General features: G+C 41.4%; 4 protein-coding genes. All 4 read right to left on the bottom strand.

The genetic code is table 11. The annotated features are described in order from the left end of the window. Window positions 1-136: 136 nt before the first annotated feature. The 4 genes from purB to rodA all read right to left on the bottom strand — a co-directional run bounded on the left by purB (window position 137) and on the right by rodA (window position 4,151). Window positions 137-1,432, bottom strand: coding sequence for an adenylosuccinate lyase (gene purB / locus IQ228_RS22365; protein ID WP_027402662.1), 1,296 nt, complete (start codon window positions 1,430-1,432; stop codon window positions 137-139). Window positions 1,433-1,499: 67 nt separating this feature from the next. After that, window positions 1,500-2,156 (bottom strand): hypothetical protein, encoded by a 657-nt coding sequence (locus IQ228_RS22360; RefSeq protein ID WP_027402661.1) that lies wholly within the window; start codon window positions 2,154-2,156, stop codon window positions 1,500-1,502. A gap of 216 nt (window positions 2,157-2,372) precedes the next feature. After that, on the bottom strand, window positions 2,373-2,567 hold the full coding sequence (locus tag IQ228_RS22355) for an NAD(P)H dehydrogenase subunit NdhS (protein WP_168465388.1): 195 nt from the start codon (window positions 2,565-2,567) through the stop codon (window positions 2,373-2,375). Window positions 2,568-2,837: 270 nt separating this feature from the next. Next, complete coding sequence (rodA, locus tag IQ228_RS22350) at window positions 2,838-4,151, bottom strand: rod shape-determining protein RodA (protein WP_027402659.1); 1,314 nt, start codon at window positions 4,149-4,151, stop codon at window positions 2,838-2,840. Window positions 4,152-4,181 lie beyond the last annotated feature (30 nt).

The following is a 4,181-nucleotide window of genomic DNA, read 5'->3' as shown; positions in this document are numbered from 1 at the left end:
AAATTAAAACCGTCCCTGATTGGCAGCAACGGTTGAGGGATTTTGTTGATCAACTTCTTGAAGACTTGGACAAACAGTAATATATGGATAGTTATGGGTAGAAATTATCAAGCTGCTTCTACCCCCAATTACAGTTCTAAATACCCAATCGTTGATAAACCTGTTCTAAATGCTTGAGATGATGTTGTGGATCAAAACAGGCTTCTATTTCTGCTGGGGATAAGTTTTGAGTGACGCGAGGATCTGTGCTGATTAAATCACGGAAGTTGCCTTCTGGTTTGTTCCAGGCAGTATGGGCGCTTTCTTGGACTATAGTATAGGCTGCTTCTCGATTTAGTCCTTTATCTATTAAGGTTAATAATACCCTTTGACTAAAGACGACTCCACCATAACAGTTAAGATTTCGTGCCATATTTTCGGGATAAACCAACAGGTTATTTACCAGTTGGGTGATTTCATGCATCATAAAATGAGTCAAAATGCAAGCATCTGGTAAAACTACCCGTTCTACAGAACTGTGGGAAATATCCCGTTCGTGCCACAAAGCGACGTTTTCTAATACTGCCCCTGCATGACTTCTCACCAATCGTGCCATCCCTGTTAATCGTTCCGAACGGATGGGATTACGCTTGTGAGGCATAGCACTAGAGCCTTTTTGCCCTTTGGCGAAAAATTCTTCAACTTCTAAAACGTCTGTTTTTTGCAGGTTACGAATTTCTACAGCAAAACGTTCTATGGATGCAGCCAGTAATGCTAACTGTTGCACAAAGTCTGCATGAATATCACGGGAAATTACCTGAGTGGAGGCAATATCGGGTTTAAGTCCCAGTTTTGCACAAGCGATCGCTTCTACACGGGGTTCAATGTTGGCGTAAGTCCCCACTGCACCTGATATTTTACCGACAGCGATCGTTTTTTTGAGAATTTGCAACCGTTCTTGGTGTCGCAACACTTCCGCTAACCAACCAGCTAACTTAAAACCAAAGGTAATAGGTTCAGCGTGAATACCATGCGATCGCCCAATCATTACCGTATTGCGATGTGCAGTAGCTTTTTTACGAATAGCATCAATGACATCTTCTAGGCGTTTTAACAACAGATCCAGACTAGCAACTAATTGTAGCGATAAAGCAGTATCCAAAACATCAGAACTAGTTAAACCCAAGTGAATATAGCGTCCTGCATCACCTACATATTCATTAACATTTGTCAAGAAAGCAATCACATCATGACGAACTTCTGCCTCAATTTCCAGCACCCGTTTCGGGTCAAAATTCGCCTTAGCCTTAATTTCCTCTACTGCTGCTGCTGGAATATAACCCAGTTCTGCCTGTGCTTCGCAAACCGCGATCTCTACATCTAGCCAGGTTTTCAGCTTATAGGTTTCACTCCACAAATCGCCCATTTCGGGCAAGGTATAACGCTCAATCACATTCACAGCATCTAATACAACTGTCATATTTTACATTAGACATCTCCAAAATAGTAATACTCTATGGTTAAGGGTGAATTTGGCTCAAAATAAACCGCAACCGATCATAATCATCTTTGAGTAACATACTCAGATGTCTTCCAGCTTTAATCAACCATTCTCGATCAGTTTTTCGTAACTGGTATACTCCTCGAATAGCGGCGGCAGCTAAAGAATCTACAGGCGCACCACTAATAAAAATTAATGTTCGTAAAAAATCTAGTTCTTCCGTAAACTGAATAATTTCTTCTGCCTGACAATGATTAACAGCCTGGTGGATTTGTGGTGGACGGGGTGGTAAGTATTGATATACCCTGCCGTTATTACCTATATTTATAGACTTTTCCTTAAATCCCACAATCGCCGCTCGAAATTCAGTTTTGAGCATAGAAAATATCTGGGGTTGTTCCTCGCGCAAAGCTTCTAAAGATAATCCCAAAGCAACTGCCCGATGTACAGAATCAATAGGCATAGTTGTGGCATGATAAACTACAGCATAAACTTGATTACCAGATTCTTCGTCCACAGCGCAAACCCAACTCCCAAAAGGTGGCATTGGTGGAAAACTCAAGTCTTCTGGTTCTAAACACTGAGCCAAAAATTCCGTACTTGTCGTTTCAATTATCTCTGCAAAGTGATGAGAATGGCGATTTTCAATAGCAAACTGTGGTAAAGGTAGACGCATAAGCAGTTAAGGAACAGGGAATAGGGAATAGGGAACAGGGAACAGGGAACAGGGAACAGGGAACAGGGAACAGGGAACAGGGAACAGCAAAATCATTTGTGTAATTAATTCTGTCGCATTACTTATAGGAATTGCAGAATTTTTTTAAAATTGCCATTAGTCAATAGTCTTAGTAAATAACTAATAACCACTGACTAATGACTAAAGACTAAATTACTATTTCCCTTTTTTCGGAACTGTAGTTTCAACAGGTTCTAATTCTGTTAAGCGGAAAGTAATTATTTTATCCCAATTACCACCTTCAAATAATACAGCTACTTTACCATCACTCACTCGTTGGACAAGTCCTTCAGACCGATAATATGTATCTGCGGGATTTTTGATGCGAACAGTTGCTCCAGGCAGGATCATCTTATTTACCTTCAATAGTTTCCTATTAATAGCTTAATGCTTATTAGGGAACGGGGAACGGGGAACGGGGAACAGGGAACAGGGAAATATTTATTATCTTCTTGCCTTATTTTTACTGTCACCTGTCACCTGTCACCTGTCACCTATTCCCTTTAATAGCTTAATGCTTATTAGGGAACGGGGAACGGGGAACGGGGAACAGGGAACAGGGAAATATTTATTATCTTCTTGCCTTATTTTTACTGTCACCTGTCACCTGTCACCTATTCCCTAATAATACTTCTGGCGCTGACGATAATTAGCTACAGATTCTACTATACCGATCGCAATAAAGTTAGTCAGCATTGCTGAACGTCCATAACTCATCCAAGGTAGGGGAATCCCCGCCACTGGTGCCAAACCAACTGTCATACCAACATTCACAATCAGTTGAAACACAATCATAGACAAAACACCTATAGCTAAAAGTGAACCGAAGTTATCTTTGGCTGTTTGAGCTACGTGAAGCAACCGAAAGCAAATCAAGCAAAAAACTGATAGTAAAATTAAGCACCCCACCAGACCAAATTCTTCAGCAACAGCGGAGAAAATAAAATCTGTGTGTTGTTCAGGAACGAAATTGAGTTGAGTCATGGGACCTTTAAACAAACCCCAACCCCAAACTTCACCAGCACCAATAGCAATGCGAGATTGAATCAGGTGATAACCAGCACCAAGAGGATCATGTTCAGGGTTAATAAATACACTAAGTCGGTTTTTTTGATACTCCTTTAAGATATGATTCCAGGCAAAAATGCCTAATTCGCCACCAAGCAGATTAAGACATAATGATCCAATAGCACCAATACCAAAACGCTTCCAGGGCAGACTAACCCAACCAACTATCCCCATCGCTACTGCCCATATTAAACCCAATACACTCAATGATATTTCTTTAGATAAAACTATGGGTGTTGATAATGGCCAAGACATACTAAATAAGATTGCTGCTATGACCGGAGAAATCATGAGTATTAACCAGCCGGGGTTAGCGTTTGCCCAGTACAGCATTCCTAAAAATATTGCTCCAAATACCAGTGATGTTGCCAAGTCTGGCTGTAAAAATACCAATGCCCAAGGTACAGCCGTAATTGCCAAGACACGGAAAACATTCTCAATAGTAGAAGCAGTTTGCTTATGTAACAACGCAGCTAAGGTAATGATTAGCCCTATTTTGGCAAATTCTGAGGGTTGGACATTAAAACCAGCAATACTAATCCAACGCTGTGCGCCTTTGGCACTAGTACCAGCGAGCATCACAGCTATTAAACTAAAGTTGGTCAGCCCGTAGGTGAACCAATGCCACTGCATTAAGTTTTCATAACGGCAACGAGCTAAAAACAAGGCAATAGTTGAACCAATCGCCGCTATCAGCCAGTGCCACCACCAGTCAGTTACAGGTTGCTTTAATTCTGTACTCAGAATCATTAGCCCCCCGAACATACTAACAGCAACGGGGAGGATAAATAGTAGCCCATCCATTTGTTGCCAGGGTTTAAGCCAGAATTGCCAACGCATTTTCGGGAACGAAGGTTTTAATAACATTGTGTGAGGAGGGGGCAGGGGGTAGGGGGC

The sequence above is a fragment of the Dolichospermum sp. LEGE 00246 genome (assembly GCF_015207865.1).
Lineage (GTDB): Bacteria > Cyanobacteriota > Cyanobacteriia > Cyanobacteriales > Nostocaceae > Dolichospermum > Dolichospermum heterosporum.
This window is presented reverse-complemented; position numbering and strand designations above follow the sequence as displayed.

Excerpts from the sequence above, each read along its gene's own strand:
- IQ228_RS22360 (WP_027402661.1), bottom strand. The coding sequence starts at position 2,156 with ATGCGTCTACCTTTACCACAGTTTGCTATTGAAAATCGCCATTCTCAT.
- IQ228_RS22355 (WP_168465388.1), bottom strand. The coding sequence starts at position 2,567 with ATGATCCTGCCTGGAGCAACTGTTCGCATCAAAAATCCCGCAGATACA.
- rodA (WP_027402659.1), bottom strand. The coding sequence starts at position 4,151 with ATGTTATTAAAACCTTCGTTCCCGAAAATGCGTTGGCAATTCTGGCTT.